The organism is Streptomyces sp. NPDC057694, from assembly GCF_042799415.1.
GTDB lineage: Bacteria > Actinomycetota > Actinomycetes > Streptomycetales > Streptomycetaceae > Streptomyces.
Window position 1 is genome coordinate 31350 of the sequence record NZ_JBHVIX010000036.1, and the last position, 20842, is coordinate 52191.

The following is a 20842-nucleotide window of genomic DNA, read 5'->3' on the forward strand; positions in this document are numbered from 1 at the left end:
GCGTTTGTCGCCTCTATCAACTGCTTCGACATATGCCGAATAAAGAGGGGAACGATCGTATACCGTGCCGCCATTTTCAGAATCGAGAAAGCAGCCTCGTTGTCGGCGGGTAGTTCGAATATTTCCGTCCTGAGGATACGGCGCAATTCGTGCGGATGGACGACCCCTTCCGGATACCGGGCCAAACGCCGCAGCAGGTCTTCTCGTTGAAGCATCACGCGCTTGAGCGAGGTGTCACTGCTCGTCGCCACAGCCCGCACCGCGGGACTGACCTTGATGAGGTGGCTCAGCACGGCGGCGCCCGTGGCTTGTCCGACCGCTTCCGAAGTCATCGCGGATACGGTCGACGTCGTGGCCGCAGGCATGCGCGTCTCCGTGAGCGCCTGAACAAGATCCCTGTCCGGTACGCCGTCGTAGCGAAGCGGGTCGTGGGACAGGGCAAGCGCAACCGCGGCGTTGTCGACTGCCGCCGTGATGCGCTCCTCGGCCGACAACAGCCGCGCCGCAGTCCTCGGCATGTCTTCCAGGACATCCGTCAGCAGGGGTGACCGGCTCAAGATCTCCACTACACGCGGATTCGCCCTGACCGACTCCAGGGCGCTCGCCGAGGACAGAACGACACGCAACTGTTCGGGAAAGGGGCGGATAGCAACCCGCAGTCCCTCATCGACGAGCAAGGTCGCGTAGAACCGCTCAGTTTCGAAGAGCCTGTCCGCGAGCTTCACCGTCAGCACGAACGGCAGCGCCGCCTCGGAGTTCAGCTGCCACAACGCCTCGACGGGGTCGTTCAAACCCAGCAGAGCGGTCGCGAATTCCGGTGAGCTTCCGACGATTTGCTTGATGAAGGAGTCAAGCTTCACGAGCGTACGCAGTACGTCCATACGCCCGTTGAGGAATTGAAGGATCTTCGGGAACGCGAACTGAACCGCGCGGGCCTCGTTGTCGGTCTCCAAGACGCTGATCACCTCATCCCTGCTGAGGATCTCCGCCGACTGCGGCGTCTGCGCCCGGTACCAATTGTCACTGGCAGTGACCAACGACTTCACCAGGTCGTGGGCCTTGCTCAGCGCATCGACCAGTCCGGCGTGCCCTCTCAACAGTCCGATCAGCAGCGGCTGCCGCACCGCCGCGTAGACGAGATGCGGATGGCGGAGCAGCCGCTGCATCGACTCCTCCGAGGCACGGGCCTCGATCTCCCGGACAGTCGCCAGCAGTCTCTCGGGGGGCAGGTCAGAGGGGTAGGGGAGCTTCTCCGTCAAGGCACGGGCGACGGAAACGAGTCGCTCTGCGGAGGTGTTCGCGGAGGTGGCTGCCGACTGCCCCGCGGCCCGCGACGAGCTCTGCGTTCCCTGCGCCGGCGGGACCGTGTCGTCGCCGCCCTGCGCCCCTCTTCTGCTCTTCTTCTTCGCTCCGCCCAGCATCCGCGGCGGCTCGCCGAACCGCATGATGTGCGCCATCAGCTCGGCCTTCTCCCAGAGGGGAAGCCGCTTCTGCCACCTGGTCAGAGCGTCGTGGACGCTCATGACCTCCGGTGCCCCGGCCTTGGCTTCAGCTGTGCCCGGCAGCTTCCTCAGCTCGTGGTCCACCGCCGCCACCAGCTCCAGGGCCTGCTCGTCACCACGGTCGTCCGAGCGCTCTGTCGTACGAACGGAATCCCCGTCCGGCCGGCCGACAGAGTCGTCGATGTCCCCAACAGGTCGGGGCGAGTCATCCAGCGGCACAGGTGCGTCAGGCGCCCTCAGCACCTCAAGGACGTGTTGCTGCACCGCGGTGAGGCTGTCGGGCCCGTCTGTCTCGTCGCCGGACCCCGGGACATCTGCGGTCGGCCCCAACACGGCGTGCTCGTCAGGGAACAACCCCTGCACGGCAATGAATCGGCGAAGGTCTTCCTCCGTCAGCGGCTCGATCCGCCGGTAACGGAGCCAGTCGTCGTGGTAATCCAGCCCGTGAACGCCACCTCGGTCGTTCTCCCACAGCCGCGCAGCGAGCATGACCTCGTGGAAGGTGTGGTGGCCGACACCAACGAACCCTCCGACAGCGGCCAGCCGTACCAGGCGCATGTCGACGGTGACGTCGGTCAGCTCACTCAGCCGGGCGGCCGTCTCCAGCAGTGCAACGGTCGACCCGGACACCCCACTGCTGACCAGTCCTCCCGCGGGTTCCGAACGCTGATGCAGAACCGGATGACGCGGTACATCGAACAAGCCCTTGAAAGCGCCACCGGCCGCGGCGAAGTTGAGCATCGCGAGGTGCTCACGAAGGTTGCCCTCCCTCACGGTGCTTTCCAAGACCGAGAGGTCGAGGCCGACGGCACCGGGAGCGGTGGGATCGTTGCGGCCGAACGCCTTGAGCTGGACGGGCTGCCGCTGCTCGACCAGCGCCCACGCGGCCTGCGTCAGCACGCGTATCTGTGCCGAGACGACGGGCATGCCCGTCATGACGTGCTCGGCCAACCTCCTCTCGAAAGCCGATGCCGCTTCCGAATACCGGATGCCACGCAGGTCGGCGTCGGTGGCGGGCACAGCCGTGAAAGCCGCATTGACCGTGCCCCGCACCGTCTCCGGGCCCGACGGAACTGCCGCCGCACCCTGCGAGAACGTCCCGAGGGCCCTGCGCAGCCGGCTCGCCGTCCCGCCATCCGCTTCGATGTTCTCGGCGTCCTCCAGAGCTCGCCGCAGCCCGGCCGCCATGGCCTCGTCGGTGCGGGCCATACGTATCTGGGGCGGCCCGGCCGTTGTCATGTCGGCGGACGACGCCACGGCCGGGGCAAGCGGAAGGCGCATCGTCAGAACGGCTTCGCTGGCCTCGATGTCCGTGGAGATGTACAGTCCGGCCGCCGTGGCTGTCAGCAGGTAGAGCGGCCCAACCGGGATGGTCTCCTGTAGCTGCTCCCAGTTGGTCACCTCACCGATCCAGCCGCTGTCCCCCCGCAGCAACAGAGCGGGCACCGTGCCGTACGGCGGATGCACGAAGTCGTCGCCATAGCGGAACCAGATGCCCGTCACCATCACCCGGCCGTCGGGCAGGTTCACTGCTCCGCTACTGGACACGGCGTAGGAGAACGCCGAGCCGGAGTTGGTGAAGTAGTTGGCGTAGGTGTGCCACTGCTCAGCCGCCCTGAATCCTCCGTCCGCTTGCGGCGCCCCTTGCGCCCACGCCAACTCCGTCGCCCCCTGGCGGATTCCGACCACTTCGACAGCGCTGCCCGCCCGCAGGCCCGCTGCCACCGGGTCGAAGCCGTGGGCTCCGACCCGCAGCGCCGTGTGCCGGCCCATGTCCGCGCCCTGGAGTACGCCGGTCTCCCGTGCCCGGTTCTCCTCGTCCAACGAGTCCGGCAACGCCTCGAACCGGCCGGTGGGACCACCGCTCGTGCTCGCGGCCTCAACGACTGCGGCGGGCTCCTGTTCTTCCGGGCCGGCAGTCACGTCGTCCGCAGAGAGACGGAGAAGATCATTGGCTACCTCAACGACGGTGGCCAGGCTGTCGGAGGGAGCACCGGTGGTGGGCAGGGTTCGCAGCCGGCCCAGGATTTCTTCCACCGGTACGGTCTGGGGGTTCAGCAGGCGTCGCACGGTGATGACCGCGGCCCGCCGTACCGCGTCCAGCGTGGGCGTCTCCGCGGTGTAGGTGTCGACGATCTCCCCGTGGTACGCCGGTGACTGCCCCCACAAGGCCAGCGTCTCGTCCACGTCCGCACGGGCAGCGTCCGCATTGGGCCAGGCGGCCAGCCAGCGCTCGGAGTCGGGCCGGTCGCCGTCGGCACGAACCAGTATGGCCGGACGTCCCGCAGTCGTCAGTCGATAGGCCGACGCCTCCCCGGTGTCCGACACGGCGAACACCGTCAGTCTCACCCCATGGGACACGGCGACGGCGCCTGCGGTGAAGCCGGCGAAGACGCGTGCGTATCGGGCGTTCTCCAGCACGCGGACGAGTGCTTTCCTTGCCTCGGTGCTCAGTTGGCGTGCACCGATGTCCCTGACGCGTTGCAGGAATCCGTCGGTCGCGGGCATCGTGGCGCCGGTCCACGTCTCCGCTCCTGCCACGGCCAGCGCGGCCTGGGGGCGGAGAAGCTTGTCCCCCCAGACCAGCTGCCCGTTGGACGTGAAGGCACGGACTGCGACGACGCGCGTCAGCTCGACCGTTGCCTGCTCTCCCTTCTCGTCGGTCAGCCCCGCCGACAGGACGAGAGCGCTGAGGACACGGTTACTGTCGAGCGGGACGTCCTGCACCGCCAGTCCGTGACGGCCGGCGCCGTGCTCCGCAAGCTCAGGTCCCGTGACCGGCGCAGGATGCAGCTCGCCCCCGTGGCCCGGCGCGTAGAGCATGAACTCAGGTCGGGGACGGATTCTCCCAGCCGCGAACGAGCTTGACGGGGTGCTCCGGGGGTGAATCCACCAACGGCCGTCCTCCCCGTGCTGCCGCGGGTCCAGACCGGCTCGGACCAGAGCCTCGCGCACCTCTTCGGAAAGAGTCGTTTTTCCATGCACCGCCAGTGTGTGGATCAGCAATCCCACATGTATCGAAGCGCCGTCTCTCGCGATTCCCTTATAATCCAACGGGGTAACGAAGCCGTGCCTGAATCTGTCTGCGTAACCTTGATCGATGAAGTGAGCCTGCGCCGTGGCGATGGCAGCCGTGTCGATCCACCATTCACCGTTTTCCTTTTTGTGCGGCGACAGCCCGAATTCCGTAAGATCAAACTCCAGCAAACCGGACAGCCGAACCTTCATTCCGGTTACCAGAAGTTTCTGGACGACATCGCGCAGATCCTGTACCGCACCCTCCCCAGGGACATCCCCGTAACTTTCGGGATAAGCCTCGATGTACGCGGCCAGCTCCGCCCTGAGGTCAAGTCGTGAGCCAGGGGAACCTTGGGGAAGGTGCCACACCGGTCTGCCGTCACCCTTGCGGATTTCGCCGAAGCTGAGGGGAAGACCCACGCTCTCCCACTCGGCCAACAGTGGACCGTCGACCCATCTCACCCCTTTCCGGACCAGGCCATCAACATGTTGGCCCAACTTTGCCGCACCCAGCGGGGTATTCACCACAGTATCGTACTTCGGCCTACGTCCGACCCTTTCGGGACGCAGAATCGAATTGGCATCCCTGTAATAGCCACGGATGGCCATCATTATTTTGGCGTTCCAAACCTCCGACTCACTTGAGGGCAAATTCTCAACCAACGCGCCTTCCCGCGTTTCATTCGGTGCGAACCATTCTTTACGAGATGTCACGTAGTCGTTGTGGAGATGCTGCATCTCCACGATCGACAATTTCTTATCGTAAGAGGAACGCAGATATTCCCACACATTGCCGAAAGTGGCGTCGTCGTCGGCCTCTACCGGGAACCGCAACTTCTGGATCAGAGCGGGATGCCATGGGGCGAAATGGGATGACTTGTTCTGGGGGATGTAGTCCTTGCTCTGGTCCCTCCACAACCGGTAGGCCAGCATGCCCAGTTCACGCTGGGCATCGGCGCCTGCCGAGGGCAGTCGCCGCTCGGTCACGGCGGAGGCGGCATCGCGGTCGGCGCGCCGGGACGGACCGGCCGTCGCCTGCTCAGTGCCGGCCTGGTGTCGGGTATGCGTCCCCTGCGGTGCTCTGCGCTTGCCTTGCCGCGTGGGTGCACCGCCTGGCAGCGTCACGTGACCGCCACTCTGAAGGGCCAGAGCGATCGAAGAGGCCCGCGCGTTCAGCGGCTGCCTGTGGTGGGTGCCGGGAAGCGCGTCGTGCCACCGGCCCACGTTCTCCATGCTCGTGTCGAAGCGCGACCGAAGTGCGGCGTCGGGCACCGCCCTGTCCAGCAAGCGCTTCACGCCCTCGACGACGTCGCGGCGGGATTCGGCGTCCAAAGTGGCGAACGGCTGATGATGCCCCAGCGTGTCCGCCCGGTTCACCGTGTCGTTCCCGCCGGTCCCGACGCTGTCCGTCTGCTCCCGCCGGACAGGCTCGCCGGCTCCCCGCAACACCTCAAGGGCGTGTTCCTCGGCGGCGGACGTGCCGGGGCCGCCCGTCGCGTCGTCGGCGGGCTGAGCTTCCCGGGCGTCGGACTCCTCCCCCGGGGTGACCGGCGGGAAAAGGAGAGTGTCGAGAGGGTTGCCCTCCCGGTCGAAGAGGGCGGTTCGGGCGTCGGCGTCCAGAGCCACGGTGCCGTCAAGGACGTGGGCCCCCGCCGGATTCAGGACGGCCCAGCGCACCCCGCCCTCACGGATGCGATAGGCGGCCAGGGCCTGCATGTCACTGGCCTGTCCCGATGGCTGGGCGATCAGCGCCAGGGTTCCGGCACTTCGGCTCTCAAGGGCCCGGATCAGGGCGGCGGCGTCGCCGCGGGTCTCCTGCCAGTCGGCTTCTTCGGGAAGCCGTGCGGGGCGGGTGCCCGCTCCCTCGAACTGCTGCACGGCGGCGAGGAGCTCCGCCAGCAGCCGCGGTGCCGGAGCATGTCCTTGCGCGGCGTCATCGGGCAGGCGTGCGGCGCGCGCCGCGTCGTCGGCGGCCACGGCGAACTCGACGCCGTTCAGTGCCGGGGACGGCGGCCGTTCCAGGGCGCGCAGGTGGATGTTGCCCACCACGTACCGCCGTACGCCGCCCGGCCCGGTCAAGGTGATCCCGGCGACCGCGGCGACCTGGTAGCCGGTGGCGCCCGTGCCGTCCGGGGATGCCTGCGTGGTGCCCGAGCGCCGGTAGCGGCGTTCCTGGAGGGCTGCGCCGGAGGACCGCGCGTACTGGGGGCGGTTGCCCGCCGAGATGCCGAGGCTGAAGCCCTCGCCGCCGCTCACACCGAGGGCCGGAGCGGTCGTGGTGGAGACCCCGGAGGAGGCGCTGAGGGTGGTGATGTCGGCGCTGTCCGCCGAGAAGACGGTGGACACCACGGTGACCGCGTCGTACAGCTGGACCTGGATCGTCGTGCCGTCGGCTCCGTGACTGCCGACGAACGGCGCGATGTTCGCCGCCCCCAGGAGCTGCGGCGTGGCCTTGCGGTCATCGAGGAGTTCGCGCAGCCGGATCAGCATGCCCTGCGTGGACGGTGGCGGCGAGATCGGGTCCCGTTGCGCCGCCAGTCCGGGCGTGACCGCCTCCAGCGCCCGGGCAAGCTGCGGGAAGGCGTCGAAGTGGTGGACCTCCAGGACGCCGGTCGGCCGCCACGCGGTGTTCAGAGGAGGCTGCGGAGCGACGGCGGCAGCGCCCGCGGGCACCCACGGTCCCTGGGCAGGGTCGTGCTCCGTTACGGACGGCCGGACGAGCGGGCCGGGCCAGCGGACCGTAACGGTGTCGGAGACGAAGCGGACTCTCGCCGTGGCCCGTGCCTCAGCGACCGCGCTGAGCGAGGGGCGCACCACCTCGTGCACACCGCCCGCGTGCGCGAGCCAGGCCGCGCTCTTCGCCACGTGGTCGGCCGCGAACGTGGGGAGGACGGGACGGAGCAGCGTCTCGGGGAGGTGCGGCAGCATGGACGCGGCGGTGGCCAGGGCCGCGGAGTCGACGCGGAACCGGAAGACGAACGGCACGTCGGCCTCGGAGACGGTGTCGCCGGGGTGCAGCCACACGCGGTGGTCCTGGTTGCGCCCCCGGTTCCGCGAGATGCTGTGCTGATTGCCCTCTCCGGCGGACAGCCCGAATCTGCCCGCTAGCGACAAGTTCGCGCTGACGCCGGTGTTCGAGCTGGTAGACGTGCTGTCGGCGGCGGCGTTCGGCCCGGCCAGGAACGAGCCGGCGCCGGTGGACCACAGCAGCTGCGTCTCCAGACCACTGCCGGAAGGTGCCTTGCGGACCGTGACGTCCTCGAACCCGGGCGCCGGGTCGGCCTGGAGCGAGAGGGTCACCAGGCGCGTGCCGAAGAGACCGGTGTGGGCGAAGGACACGGAGACCTGACGCATGGACACGGCCTGGGCGAGACCGCGCTCTGACGTCATTCGCTGGACGGCCACCTCGGCCTGCGGGACGTAGCCGATGCCGGGGGTGAGGGCACCCGGCGCCACCCGGTTCAGCAGCGTCTTCGCCACGTGGAACGGGTGTCCCTCGCCGGGCTCGGTGGTGACCCGGGTGGCGGAGGCCGGCCCCAGGTCACCGCTGGCGAGGAAGGAGGCGGGCAGGGAGGACGCGGGTGCCGGATCGGCCACGGGATCAGCCGAGGAATCGATCACGGGATCAGCCGTGGAAGCGCTCGCGGGCCCGGCCTCGGGACCGGCGGCGGCGACTAGGGCCGCCAGGCCCGCGTCCTCGTGCAGCTCAGCCTCACGTACGAAGAAGTCGACCGACTCCGCGGCCTCGACCGCGATGGTGCGGGTCTCCCCGCCGCGCAGCGCGGCGCGCAGCGCGGTGCCCGTCAGGCCCTGCCTGTCGGGCAGTACGTCGATGGTGACGACCAGTCCGGCCCGGAAGTGGTGGACCGGGGCGGTGGTCTCGCCCTCGGTCGTGATGCGGTAGCTGGTGGTGCGGTCCGAGTGGGTCGTGCCCGTGCCGGAGCCGGATCCGCTGCTGAGGCCCACCGACATGCTCGCCGAGGGGGTCGTGCCGAGGGCGACGGCGGGGACGGGCGAGAGGGAGAGGGTGCGCCCGGAGCCGGCGGAGGAGGTGACGTCCGCTCCATCGCCCGCCACGTGCCAGCGCTCGGTGACGACGCCGTCGGTGGTGTCGGGCGACCGTCGCACGTCCTGGAGGTAGGCCCGGAGTCGTACCGGAACGTTCCCGACGACGATCAGCGTGCCCATGGGGTCGCGCACCATCGCCGAGAACTGGTCCATCAGGTGGGCCCGGGACAACGCGGCGCGCGCCAGGACCCGGAACGCGGAGGAGGGGTCCTCCCGCCGTTCGCCGAGCATGTCCGTGCGCAGGCGTTCCGTCAGCCGGGCGGCGAGCGAGGGTCCGTCGGGGTAGGGCTCGGGGGCGTCGTCCTCGGCGTGCGGCAGGGGGTTCTCCGCCGGCCGGAGTTCGGCGGCGGCGGGGCCGACCGCTCGTGCGTCCTCGTCTCCGGTCTCTCCGGTCTGCTCTGTTGCCTGCGGCGTCCGCTCGTCGTTCGGCGTCCGGGCAGCACGCTCGGCGGCCCGGTCCTCACCGTCGGCCAGCACCGTCAACTCGTAGGCGCCGGGCATCGCTACCCCGCCGTCCTCCGGCTCAGCGTCCTGGCGGCCCTGGTGATTTACAGGGTCCTGGTGGCCCTGTTGATCCTGGTGGCCGGGTGCCGCCGGCTCTCCGACGGCGCGCAGGACCGCTGCCTGGACGGCGTCCTCCAGCGTCAGCCGTTCGAGGAAAGCGCCGCGCGGGAAGAGGTGCGGCCAAGCTCCCGCCGCGCGGTCCGCCAGGTTGCGCGTGTCCTGTTCGGTGACCTCACGGATGACGGGTACCGGCGTGACGTCGCCCGGTTCCGCGCTGGCCAGCATGCGGTAGTCCGGGGTGGCGAACCGCGCCTCGACCCGGCCCACGAGATCCGGGAGGCGTTCGTCGGAGAAGGCGGCCCGCAGCACACCGGCATGCCGCGTGATGTGCACGCCCCCCTCCAGGGGGCTGACGTAGTAGTCCTCCTCGCCGAGCGCGACAGGCCGGGCGTCCGTCCGGGAAGCCTGGGTACTGCCCGATCCGCCGACACGGGCCGACAGCCCGACGAGGTCGGAGGCGTGGCCACCGCCCGACAACGACAGGCTCGCGTTGAAGGCCCGTTCGGTCCGGGTCCGCGCGTAGGCGGCCTCGCCGTAGGAGGCCGTGAAGTTGAGGATCCTGAGCCCCGGCGCGTACAGCACGTGCTCGCCGGCGGCGGGGGTTCCGTCAGCCGTGTCCGGCTCGACCCCGAGGCCTACGACCAGTCGCGACAGGCCGGTCCGGTCCAGTTTCGCGAAGGCGAGGTCGAGGGGCGCCATCAGGAGGTTGCGGCGTCCCCAGGGCTCCTGTGCCTCCAGGAGCAGCCGCTGGTTGTTGAGCAGGTGATGACGGGCGTCGGCGTTGCCGACCGGTGTTCCCTCGACGTCCGGCAGGTATCCCCGCTGTCGCAGGAGACGTTCCAGCTCCCGGAACACCTGGTCGGCGCCGGTCATCGCCACCGGAGTGGAGGTCATGCCCGGCGCGATTTCACGGACGTCGCGCGGCGGCACGGTGCGCTCAGGGCGCTCGGGATCGCCGGGTGCCCGCACCGACGCCGACGACGGGACGCGCAGGGTGACGGGGTAATCGTGATCGTTCCGGGCCAGTCGCCCGTGGGCCGGTAGCAGCGGCGCACCGTCCGGACGCACCAGCCGGACCCGCGGTAGCAACCTTGCCCTTTGCAGCACGTGCGGTGCGGAGGAGCGCAGTGCGAAGGACTGGAGCACTCCTTGGGAGGTGCTCAGCCCGTGGCTCTCCGCGTACTGCCCGCCGAGGCTTCCCGAGAGGTTCAGCCGGCCGCCGAGCCAGCCCAGGCCGAGGCTGCCGCCCAGGGAGAGCCCGTTGGTCAGGGAGGCGCCGGTCGAGGCCGACGTGATGCGGATGATGTCGCCGGCTTCCAGGGCCGTGGCGGTCGTCTCGCCCTGGTATCCGCGGTCGTCGGCCCAGTGCAGGGTGAAGTTGACGGAGACGTAGCCGACGACGGCGCCGTTCCTGTCGTACAGCGGCGGTGTACCGGGCCGGACGAAACCTCCGCGCAGCCCGTTCTCGGACAGGTAGGAGCGTAGGGCCTCCATGGACCGTCCGTCGAGTTCGCCGAGGCGCGGGTAGGCCGCCATGACGTCGTCGAACAGCACCTCGTGGTGGGGGAAGGACTCGATGCCGTAGAGCGGCACGGACTCCTCGATGACCGACCAGGGCGTCGGCGTCAGCCGCTCCTCCGGTTCGTCGCCGGTGCCGCCGGAGGTACGCAGCAGGTGGGCGGGGAAGGAGGCCGTCTGCTGCCACGTCGCGTCCGCTTCGCGCACGGTGCTCCAGGCGGCCGCCGGCCCGTCCGCCTGGAGCAGGGGCACGACGCGGAACTCCAGCACGGCCGTGTACGCGTACTGCTCGGTGCGTTCCTGCTGCGCGCCCTGGAGGTTCAGGGAGCGGATGACGTAGCCGCCACCGGCCGTTTGGCTCACCTTGTTGACGGTGGCGGTGAGCTCCGGTCCCACGGAGACGGACGGCAGTCCGGCGGAAGTCGGCACGTGGGCCACGTGCGAGGAGCTGAAGCTGCCCGTCCGCACGTCGCTGTTGCCCGCGGACACCCCGGTCGTGGCCGAGGCCAGCACCCAGCGCTGTACGCCTCCCGGCCGATCCGCGAGCCGGGACGCGGCGGGCCGGGGGTCGGCGAGCCTGAGCCGGACGCCGAGAACGAGACCGCTGCCCGGGTCACCGTCGGGCAGCCGGAACAGCGCGCCGGCGGGTCCGAGGGCGTCCCGCAGGCGTGACTCCAGTGCGGTGGGCGTCAGCTCCGCGAGCCAGGCCGCCCGGCCCTCGTCCGCACCGCCCGCCCAGGCCCGCACCGTGTCCAGCGGTCCGCGGTTGCCGTCGTCCAGGCGTTCGAGCTCCTGGAGCACGGCTTCGCGCAGCATCGCGAAGGGCGCGTCCGGCATCGGCGAGAGATGTACGAGGCCCAGCTCGCCCGCACGGTCGTCGTGGGTCAGCCGTGTGACCGCGTCGGGCAGGGCGGGCTGAAGGACGGGATGCACGGTGACGGACGCGCCCGGTGAGGCGGTGGGCGTGCGGTCCTCGGACCGGCCCGAACCGTCCCGGCTCTCTTCCTGCTCCGCGTGCCCCGCCGGCTCACCGGCTTCCGGCGACTCCTCGAACCGCGCGACGCCTGCATCGGCAGCGGAGGGCAGCGGCGACGGACTCGGGGCCGGACGGGCCTCGGCCCCATCGGTAAGGGTCGCGGGGATGTGAGCGGCTTCGCGCTTCCCCTCGCCGGTGCCGACGTTGTCGGGGGTCAGGTACAGGCCGTCGGGGCCGAGCGAGAGGTCGTAGGGGGCGGTGCCGTACTCGGCGAGGTAGGCGCGGAGCTGGTCGGCGTTGTCCGGTCGGCCGATCCAGGCGCTGTCGCCGCGCAGCAGGTGGACGTCGGAGTGCAGGAGTACGAAGTCGTGTCCGTACGCGAACCAGGGTCCGGCCGGCAGGACTTGGCCGTCGGGGAGGTGAATCCGGCCTGCGGTACTGACCTCATAGGAGAAGGAGTCACGTGCGCCGTCGTTGCTGATTCCTTCGGCCGCGGGGCGGTGTCGGACGAGGGTGTGCCACTGCTCGGGCCGCTTCTGCTCGGACTTCTTCCCGCCATCCAGCAGACCGGGCACTTGCCCGACCGGCACGGTGAGTGGCTGGTTGCCGCTGTCACGGGGGCCTGCCGCGGTGAAGACGTGTCCTGCGGGCCAGTCAGTGGTCATCGGGTCACGACCGGCGTCCCGGCTGCCCCCGGGCAACCCGCCCGAGAAGGCGCCGGACACCGGCCAGGCCGCATCGGAAGTGTTCGGGTCGGAGTCTTGGGAGGGCTGGGCAAGTCCGGTCGGGAGTGCGGAGGCACCAGTCAGGTCGGAGACGTCCAGATTCGGCCACGCCGGCATCCAGTGCTCGGTTCCCGGATCGCCGGTGTACCGGCGGAGCAAATGGACGTCGAAACCCGTACGAGGGCCGAAGGACGAAAGAGAGGTTTGGCTGGTACTCGGATTAATGTGCAGCGTGTGCAAGGTAAAGCCGTAAAGGTGAGCAGCGGCCAAGGAGGCCAGGTCACCCCCGGCACTGTTGTACTGCCCGTCGGCCGCGATCGAAGCAATGATGTGCTGTCGGTACTCATCGCCGATCCCGTCGGGCGAAAGTTCCCATTGCGTCAGGTACCCATCTCGCCAGATGTTGTATGCCTGGTCACCCACGACCAGACCGTCGTTGCGCGTTAGTTCCTCCGCCAAGATCGTGCGGGCCTGCATTTCCAGATGTGGCCACAGAAGTCGCTCATACGGTGACCGTTGCACATCGTCAGTCAGTGCGGTCGCCAGCTGGGCTCGGACCTCAGCGGCAGTTGCAATCGAACTAGTAGTACCAGGAATTCCGGCAGCGGCCGCGAGTGCGTTCATGAAGCGGTTGCCATCCGCATTGACATCCGCTGCAAGCAGGCCATACTGCGCCGCAATGTACTGGGTCCAGGGATCCACCGGCATAAGACCGTGCACATCTGCCATCGGCGGAGCAGATACCTGCTCCCCTTCCGAATATCCGAGATCACCATACGCGCGCACATGCATGGAGCTCATCGAATCGGCAAGTGGAACCATATCCACCGATTGCTCAGATGACACCGCTGAACTGCTCGCAAACGGCACCGATCCGACTGCGCCTACGGTGCCGTATCCGCTCTCGTCGGGCACTCGCTCTGATGCACTTGAGGCATCATTCTCGGGCACCCGAGAGGTTTCAATCTGCGCACCCGAAGCGCCGGGAGCAGGCAACTTTTTGCGCTTGCGACGCTTCGGTCCCCCTGCCTGCCCATCCGCCCTCTCCGTCGGCAGAGCATCGCCATCGCCTACATCTCGGACTCGCTTGTACTTGCCGTCAGCCAGCTTTTCTAGTCGAACATTCCGCTTTTCAAACTCCCTAGCCGTCGATTCCTTAATGCGTTTTCCGTCTTTACGTCCGAAATTTTCCATCCACCGCCCGAGAGGCGTCGGCGCGGTCCGCCCCGGCAAGAGCACCTTGGCCCTCGATTTGGGTATGGCGTTGTCGCGCTTTTCTCCCTTTTTCCGGGCTTCGGGATCGTTGCGCCAGAGATCGAATGCTTCGATAATGTCTGCTTCCGCAATGGGGCTATTTCGTTGACCTTCCTGCACGACCAGGAGCCACTTACCTCCTGGTTTTTCAGCAAAGACCATGCCACGTTCTTGCAGCGCAGCTCTATTCTCGGCAGTAAGATCTTCCCCGTCCGTAATCATATGCTTAAGACGCTGCCCGATCGGAACGCCATCCTGGATCTCTTTATTCATAGGGAAGACTTTACTGCGATCTTCCCCCTTGGCCTTGGCTTCAGGATTGCTTCGCCAGGCATCAAAAGCTATCAGGAATTCTTGCACCGAATACCGCTTGCGCGAAGGCCGCTGCCCATCGCTCGGAACCAGCAAATAGCGACCGTCTTCGGTCGGTTCAAGCACAAGACGCAGATTCCGCAGATCGGCAACTGTGGAGTCGAGTAGTTCTCGCGCAGTAACTTCCAGCCTGCGCAGCGAATAACCGAGAGGGAAGGAAAACGCCCCAAATTCCCCCTCGATAGTTTGCCTTACGCTTTCGGAAGGGAGCACATAACTACGATCTATTCCTCCGGCCACCCCTTGGGAGTCATTTCGCCAGGCAGTCAAAGCTGCAACCAGATTGCGCTGCCAATCGACGGTCAGGGGGATCTTAAATGCGCGTTGACCTGGTCCAGGAATAAGCTTGTAATGATCCTTCTCGACCAGTTTGAGGTCCACGCTGAGATCACGCAGTGCAGCAACCGTGGAATCCTGCAGCTTTCTCGGCTCGCTCTGCATGTCGAACAGCTCTCGCCCGAAAGGAACATCTTGCCCGTCGATGATGAGAATTGCGCGTCGTGCAGGCAGAATGTAACTGCGGTCCTGCCCAGCCTCCCAGGCGCTTTGGTCATTCCGCCAGGCGGACAGTGCCGCAACGATTAGCCCCTCTGCGTATTTTTCCGAAGAGTTTATGTAGGCATAATGGAGGCGCTGAAGTTCCGTTATAGGCAGGTCTGCAAAAATGGCACGCACGTGATCCCACACGCCACCGATGGTGGCGTTAGGATGAGAATCAAGGAGGGCACTGAGGTGCGTGAATTCATCTTGGGACAGATAATGATCCTCGGTGCTGTCGCGTTCCCACCTAAGGGCATTGGGGAATGGTGCGGCGCTGTGCCACGGCACATCAGCCAACTCACCAAGGTCGGCGCGGGCCCGAGCGCTGGGAGCATAGATATGCTCCTCGACGCTGATGGGTGTGGGTCGGCGCACACTTTCAGCAGAATGTACTTGAGCATCTCCTCCCCCTGTATCCATACCGGCCTGTCGGGCATGGCCGGAGTACAGAGAGAAGCCGGTGACGGTGGGCAGTGACAGGGCGAAGGGCTGGGCAGCTGGCGTGGGCGGACCGTCGAACAGCGAACCAGCCGGCGTGGGCGGACCGTCGAACAGCGAACCAGCCGGGCTTTGAGAGCGACTGGCGTCCTGGTCCGGTGCGCCGCCCCGCAACCGTAGAGCAGCGTCATCGGCGGCCTGGTCGTCAGCTGCTCGTGGGTAGGTTTCCAGAGCTGCGGTGAGTTGTGCGGCTTGTTCGGTGCGGCCGGCCTGGAGAGCGGCGTCTCGTGCCGTCCGCAGGCCGTTGACCATGGATTCCTGTGTGTCGGCCATGCCGACGAACGGGTCCTGCGGTTTTTCCGCCGCCTGTGCCGCCTCAACTGCCTCCTTGTCCCCCTTGGGCGCATCCCATTTCGGGAGAGCAGACCCAAGCGTGTCCTCGTCGAGGAGGGTGCCGGTCTCGCTGGCGTCGTCGTTGAGGGTGCCGGTGTCGCTGGCGTCGTCGTTGAGGGTGCCGGTGTCGGTGTCCCGGCGGACTTCTGAGAGCAGGGGGATGTCGGAGGTTTCGGTGCGGGGCCGGTGGAGCCGGGCCTGGCCGTCGGTGTCCGTGCGCGGGGTCGCGGTGTCGGCCGTGCCCGGCCGGGCGGCCGGGTCGGGAGCCGGGGTGGTCTGCGTCCCGGGGCGGTCGGGGGCGGTGTCGGTCTGCGGGCGGGTGGGGCCCGATTCGGTGCGGGGACGGCCAGGAGCGGGGCCGGGGGCGGGGGCGGGCCGGTCGGGGGCCGGGGTGGTGCGGGCCGTGGTGACAGCGGCGGCGAAGGCGTTCTCGTGGGCGCGTTCGTCGCCGAGCCAGGCGGTGATGTCGTGGGGGTGGTCGTCGGCGGGGTGGAACAGCCGCTGGTAGGTGGCCAGCGTCTCGTCCCGGTAGTCCTGCCCGATCCGCTGAAGCGTCCCGGCGTCAATGTCCGGACCGCCGCTGCGCCCGGCCAGCGCCGTGAAGTCCTTCGCCGCCCGGTCGAGTTCGTGCTGCAGCGCATGCTCGTAGGCCGGCCGCCGCAACGCGTCGGCCGCCGCCCCCGCCGGCAACCGCTCCCAGGACACGCCGTGCCGCGCGCCGTCCTCCCCCGCCAGCGGCCGGTCGGCCAGCCACCGCGCCAGAGCGCCCGCCCCTGCGTTGCTCTCGCCCGCCCGGGAACCTTCCTCCCATGCGGCCAGCGGCAGCCGCCGCACCCCCGCCTCTCCCGCCGCCGGCTGGTGCGGGTCCTCGTCCAGCGCCCGGCGCATCTCCTCGTCCCACGCCTCCATCACCCGCCGCCGGCCCTCAGCCCCCAGATCCCCGCCCGCCGACAGATCCCCCTCGAACCGCTCCAGGGCCTCCTCCATCAGCCCCCGGGCCTGCTCCAGCCGCGCCGGACGCTCCCGCAGATACTCCACCCGCCCCGACACCACGTCACGCGCCGTGACCCGCTCCACATACGCATTCCAGCGGCGCTTGAACACCTCACCCCCCACACCCCCCTGCATCTCCGGCCCCGGCTCCGCCTCCCCCTCCGCCTCCGCCTCCGCCTCAGCCCGCCGGAACTCCCCCGACAACCCGGCATGCGCCGTGCGCACCCGGTTCTCCAACTCCGTCCGCACCTGACCCAGTTCCTCGGGCAGATGGTGCAGCAGCGCCCCCGACTCCCACCGCCCCACCGCATCCGCGACCGCCCGCTCCCGCATCGACAAATCCTCGACCCGCCCCGCCAACTCCACCCGCAACTCCGCCAGCCGCGCATCCACCACCAACCCCACCCCAGGCGCATCCGCACCCCCGAAGCTGCGCACCGCCCCATCCACCGCCCACACATACTCCCGCCGCATCCGCGCGCCCACGTCCGCCAGCGACAACGCCACAGGCCGATCCGCATCACCCGTCACACCACCGGCGTCGGTACCGGCCCGCTCCGGCAGATACCGCCCGTCGAACACGTCTGCCGCCCTAAAGTCGGCCACCGCCCGCTCGAAGTCCTCCCCGAACACATCCACCTGCCGCTGGCGCAGGTCCGCCCACCCCACCACCGCATCCGCGCTCTCCAGCGCCCCGGCCCGCCGGTCCTGCCACTGCGCAGCCCGCTCCTGCACCTCCCGGGGCAACTGGTCCACCGCGAACCGCCACCCCTCCTCCCCCTCCCGCACATACCGCCCGCCCCACAGATCCCCCACCCCACGACGCGCCACCCCCGCCGCCACGTGACCCCCCGCATCCCCCACCGCATCCACCACCGCATCCCGCGTCCCCACCGCGGTCCGCAGCCGTCCCCCGAACACACCGTCCCGCGCCTGCCGGAACGCCCCCCACTCCTCCACCACACCCAGACCCGAATTCACCCCGCCCTGCTCACCGCCCGCTCCCCCCAGCCCGGCCGGCAGACCGGGCAGCTTGCCCCAGCCCGCCTTCTCCCGCAGCCCCGCCCCCAACCACGACGCGTTCCGCGTCAAACCGTGCGACAGCAGACCCGGAACCGCACCCCCCACGAACGACTCCCACGACGTCTTGAACTTCCCCGTCGTGAACAGGTTGTAGAACCCCTCCGACACGTTCTGATGCACACCCCACGCCAGCGCGTCGCCAGAGAACCCCGCCACCTTCCGGCCCCAGTCCCGGCCCACCGCCCGCGCCACCCCCACCGACAACGCATCCCGCACCTCAGACCGCACCCCCGTCACCGCCCGCCCCAACCCCAACGCCAAATCCTTGCGGCCCACACCACGCAACAACGCCCCCGCCCACTCACCACCCATCCGCCGCGCCACATCCCGACCCACCACACCACCCAACCCCGCCTCGAACACATCCCCCGCCTCCCGCGCAAACACCCTCCCCGCCTCACCCCGCACCCCACCAAACTGCGCACTCCGCGCCATCCCCGCCGCCAACTCCCCCACCCGACCGCCGAAAGACCCACCACCCGCCTTGCCCACACCCCCCACCTCCCCACGCACACCCGCCAACGCCCGGTCCACATCCCGGCCGATCACCCCCGCCACATCACGCCCCACCAAACGACCCAACCCCGACCCCAACACCCCACCCAACAACGGAACAAACGCCCCGAACGCCCCCTGCACCGCACCAAACTCCACCGCCTGCTTCGTATACCGGCCCCCCTGCGACGTATGAAACCCGTCCGCCGCCAACGACCACTGCACCAACCCGTCCATCGCCGCCGCCAACCCCACGTTCAACACCTCATGCGTCGCCACCGCCGCCAACAACCGCAACAGAAAACTCCGCAACACCCCCCGATACAACGCCCGCAGGAACGACTGCTCAATCAACGCCCCGATGGGATTCCACACCGCCATCACCAGCGTCAACGCCCACTCCAGCAAAAACTGCACCACCTGCGCGATGATCATCCGATTCGTGTAATCCAGCTGATACGCGAACTCATGCGCATACTCAGCCAACCGCACCGCCGTCTCCCGCAACGCCGCGATGTAATCCGCTCCCTCACCCCCCGCGAACTTCTTCATCGCCGCTACATACGCCGCACTCCACTCACCCTCAGCAGACCCCGCCACCGACCCCGCCACCCGCGCGATCAGCTCCTGCACATCCCCCAAACCCTCAGCCAACTCCACATGCGGCCGCTCCACCTCAGCCCGCACCCGCCCCGCATCACCATCCGGACGGTGCATCCCCGTCAACGCCACCACAACACCGTCGACAAAATCGCTCACTTCAATCACCTCCCTCCGAACAGCGAAAACACCTACAGCCGAACCACACGGCGAACCGCGGATGACACACGTGTGGCGTTGCTTGATACACGTAGCACCTGCGCATGCGGGTTCGACAACAACCCTATGAGCCAGGTCACATGCGCCGGCGGGCATCGGCCCGCCCCCGGGTCCATCTCATCGAGAACGGGGCCCGGCTGATGAGCCAGCCGGGCCCCGCATCACGCACGGACTCACCGTTACGCGCTCCTGAGACTCACGCTGCGCTGCAGCGCGGTCAGCTCAACAGCCCAGACCCTAGTGGAAGTTCTCCAGGTACGGGCTGGTCGTCGAGCCCTTGGCGCCGCCGGTCCACCCGGTGGCCGCGTTGAAGCCGGCCGTACCGACGTAGAACTTTTCGCCGCTGACGTTGTAGAAGCCCCACACGTTCCCGTACGTGCTGCCGTCGGCGATCGGGATCTCCTCGCACTTGCCAGGCTTGATCACGAACGTGGCCAGCCCGCCCTGCTGGGGGATGTCCGCCATGGCGGAGTAGTTGCCGTACGCGCAGACCTTGAAGGTGTGCGGCACAGCGGCAGAAGCCGATGCCGTCGTTCCCGCCACGGCCGCCCCGGCCAGCAGCGTGACCGTGCCTGCCGCCACCGCGGCCTTCTTCACCTTCGTTGCAACGCCCATATGAATACTCATTCCTGTAGATGCCCTCTCTTGGGGCATATTCGACGGAGGCCCTCGAAATCATCACTGCACAAGGCAAGACTCCGAAAGCCGAGCATGACCGTAGATAGCTACTGGACAGCAAACGGCCCGCACGCAGCCCGTTCAGAAACAGGCACTTTAAGCGCGGCCAACGTAACGGACCATCGACCGGACCGGCGAGCGAATGCCCGTTAGGGCAATCAGTCTGCCCGGGATGAAACTTTCACACACAGCGAGCAACCTGTTACCAAATGCCGAATATTACGGCAGGGCATTACGGACATCAAGGATCAATATTTCTCCGCACAGGCATTTAATGTGCTTTTAGCGCATTTCATGACAAGTTGCACACATCCGACACATGGTGAGCCCGAATAGGAGGTGCCCTGGCGATAGTCTGTAATGAAGCGCGGCCGGACGATCCTCAACGTAGCGAAACGTTCACATGAGTTGCTTCGGCACGCGCGTCTCCTCTGCCTCAAAGGGCATTTACCCGGCTGGTCGTTCCTCTGATCGATAGCCTGGACCCTGCCATTTTTTCGGTAAACTCGGCCGGAAGAGCTGATCAGGTTGACCCTGCACAACGATCCCGTCATTGAAGCAGCCACTGATACACGGGCTGCGTACCGTTACTGCCAAGAAGTGACGCGCAACGAAGCAAAGAACTTCAGTTATGGAATAAGGCTGCTGCCAGGACCCAAGAAACGAGCCATGTCGGCCATCTACGCATTGGCTCGGCGGGTGGACGACATTGGCGACGGTGATCTGCCGGCCGAGCGCAAGAAGGAACAGCTCGCACGCGTCAGCACCATGGTGAACGGATTGATCAGCGGCGACATCCCGGCCGCCGACAAGGCGGACCCGGTGTGCATAGCGCTTGCCGACGCCGCCCGGCGGTTCCCGATTCCGCTCGACGCCTTCCATGAACTCATCGCCGGCGTCACGATGGACGTCGAGGGGGCGGAGTACAAGACCTTCGACGATCTTCTTGTCTACTGTCGCTGCGTCGCGGGGTCCATCGGCAGGCTCTCCCTCGGCGTGTTCGGCTGCACGGACTTCGAGCGGGGCAACGAGTACGCCGACGCTCTGGGGCTGGCCCTGCAGGTGACCAACATCCTCCGGGACATCCGCGAGGACGCCGAAATGGACCGGCGCTATCTTCCTGCGGAGGACGTCAAGGAGTTCCGCCTGGACGGCGACATCGAGGGGCTCGTCGGACTCGAGGCGGGCCGGGCGCGCGTTCTGTACGACGAGGGTTTCCGCCTGCTGCCCCTGCTGGACCGGCGCAGCCGGGCCTGCGTGGGAACGATGGCCGGCATCTACCGGGGGCTCCTCGACATCATCGAGGCCGAGCCCCGTGCGGTGCTGCTCCGCCGGGTCTCCCTGACCTCCGGACAGAAATCCCGGCTGGCGCTCGCGGGCCTGCTCGGACGCCTTGGCTGAACCCC

3 protein-coding genes (1 of these 3 running past the window's edge) are annotated in these 20842 nt (G+C 67.9%); 1 reads left to right on the top strand and 2 read right to left on the bottom strand.

Annotated elements, in window-relative coordinates; all coding sequences use genetic code 11:
• Together ACFVDP_RS40725 and ACFVDP_RS40730 are read right to left on the bottom strand one after the other, a co-directional pair.
• Positions 1–18707: the 5' portion of a hypothetical protein gene (locus ACFVDP_RS40725; RefSeq protein ID WP_383501838.1), read on the bottom strand. 24748 nt of this gene lie to the left of the window's left edge; only the first 18707 of its 43455 coding nucleotides appear in the window; its start codon is at positions 18705–18707; its stop codon lies off the left edge, out of view.
• A 288-nt stretch (positions 18708–18995) separates the two neighbouring features.
• Entirely contained in the window at positions 18996–19373 is a 378-nt protein-coding gene (locus ACFVDP_RS40730; RefSeq protein WP_383501841.1) for a hypothetical protein, read from the bottom strand.
• A gap of 591 nt (positions 19374–19964) precedes the next feature.
• On the opposite strand from ACFVDP_RS40730, the gene ACFVDP_RS40735 reads away from it, so the two are divergent.
• Complete coding sequence (locus ACFVDP_RS40735) at positions 19965–20837, top strand: phytoene/squalene synthase family protein (RefSeq protein WP_383501844.1); 873 nt, start codon at positions 19965–19967, stop codon at positions 20835–20837.
• Positions 20838–20842: the final 5 nt, after the last annotated feature.

Bases quoted from the DNA above. Each gene is read 5' to 3' on its own strand.
- ACFVDP_RS40730 (WP_383501841.1), bottom strand. From the start codon at position 19,373: ATGGGCGTTGCAACGAAGGTGAAGAAGGCCGCGGTGGCGGCAGGCACG.